The 1553-nt window shown below is 33.6% G+C and carries 2 protein-coding genes; both read left to right on the top strand.

Going from position 1 to position 1553, the window contains the following annotated elements; genetic code table 11:
• Positions 1 to 770: hypothetical protein (locus IJ258_RS02690; protein WP_292802501.1), on the top strand; the 770-nt coding region annotated here is incomplete at its 5' end.
• Between the two features lie 13 nt (positions 771 to 783).
• A complete protein-coding gene (locus IJ258_RS02685; RefSeq protein WP_292802496.1) occupies positions 784 to 1200 on the top strand; it encodes an immunity 70 family protein in 417 nt (138 codons plus the stop codon).
• Positions 1201 to 1553 lie beyond the last annotated feature (353 nt).

Raw genomic sequence — 1553 nt, 5'->3', positions numbered from 1 at the left:
TAGCAGGAACCATGATGACATTCGATATGGTATATGGAGTCGGAAGGGGAGTAAAGAATTACTTAACAGCTAAAAATGCTGCAGGTGTGGTCGAAGCGGAGACTGTAGAAGCTATTGAGACTGCCAAAATATCTGAGATTGAAATGACAAGTGCTGTAGAAGCTAAGACTGTAGAAGCGGCTGAGATAGCTGAGTTAGAGACATCGGGAGCAGTAAAAGCACAGGCGGCTGAAGTAACTCAAATATCGGAATTTGAGGCTGCTAAAACAGCTAGAATTTCAGAAATGCAGGCAGCCAGCGTAGAAAACATAAGTGTAGAAGCAGGCGGTGAAATTGCAGAACTTGAAAGTGCTGAGGTTGGAACAGAACTTGGCGGAGTAAACAGAGGAAACAATAGACCTGCTTGGAGACAATCAGAGATAGATGCACGAATTGATTTTCCAGAATATCAAGAGCAGGTTTCCTTTATAAATGGAAAAGAAGTTCCATATGGCACAAAGGGGAGCGTTAGACCTGATTTTTATAAAGAAGGTTATAGTGTTGATATAAAAAATTATAATATTGAAACTCAAGCAGGTAGAAATAGTCTTGCTAAAAATATTGAAAAACAATACAATAAACGTATAGATAATTTGCCTGCAGGGACTAAACAGGCTGTTCAAATTGACATTAGAGGTCAGAATGTTAGTGATGAATTATTACAGTCATTATATAATGATATTATGCAACGGACGAATGATGGAATAACAATTTATTTTAAAATGAATTAATAGGAGGGCTGGTATGTCAGTAGGCTTTACAGTAAAATATTATTGGTATCAAGTAGGAACAGCTGATTTTTTACATTCCTTTTTTTCAACAATAGCATATAATTTAGAAGAGTGTAAATGGGGAAGTAAATATCCTGTTATTATGAAAGAATTATATAATGGAACATTAAAAAATGAGCATATTAATTTGGCTATTGAAGAAGTTGATTTGATTGTTCAGCAATTAAAAAAATTTTCTCCTGATCATGTGATTTGGGATATTGATGATTTATCTAAACGGCCGCCATGGGGAGATAATATAAGTTCAGACATAACCGACTTATCAAATTATTTTGTTACAAGTGATGGTGATGATTTGATTGTAATTTTAAAGCATGCATTGGAAAAGGGAATTGAAATAAAATCGGATGTAAATATAAAAAACATATAATGCTCAATACTTTTATACACTATTTTCATTACGTAAAAATGTCAAGGAGTTAAATTGTTAAGTGTGATAAAAAGTGATTAAGCTTATTGAATAAGCAGTGTATGTTGGTTACACTGCTTATTTTTAGTGATATTTGCCGACTATATTTTTAATGAAATTATATTTGTAAAATTATTTTTGTGTGTCATATGATTTTGGAGATGATGTGGAATGTGTCAATCAAATATTGTACAATATAAGCGATGTATTGACATTGGAAGCTCCGGACTCGGAAAATGTTTTCAATCAGGTGGACGACCTTATAACAAGGGAGAATGATTACCTAAACAGATTTCGTGAGCTTGATGAAGAAT

The sequence above is a fragment of the Methanobrevibacter sp. genome, assembly GCF_017468685.1.
In the GTDB taxonomy this organism is placed as follows: Archaea; Methanobacteriota; Methanobacteria; order Methanobacteriales; family Methanobacteriaceae; genus Methanocatella.
Note: the sequence above shows the minus strand (reverse complement) of the source record. Positions and strands in the feature narration are given on the sequence as shown.

Bases quoted from the DNA above. Each gene is read 5' to 3' on its own strand.
- IJ258_RS02685 (WP_292802496.1), top strand. From the start codon at position 784: ATGTCAGTAGGCTTTACAGTAAAATATTATTGGTATCAAGTAGGAACA.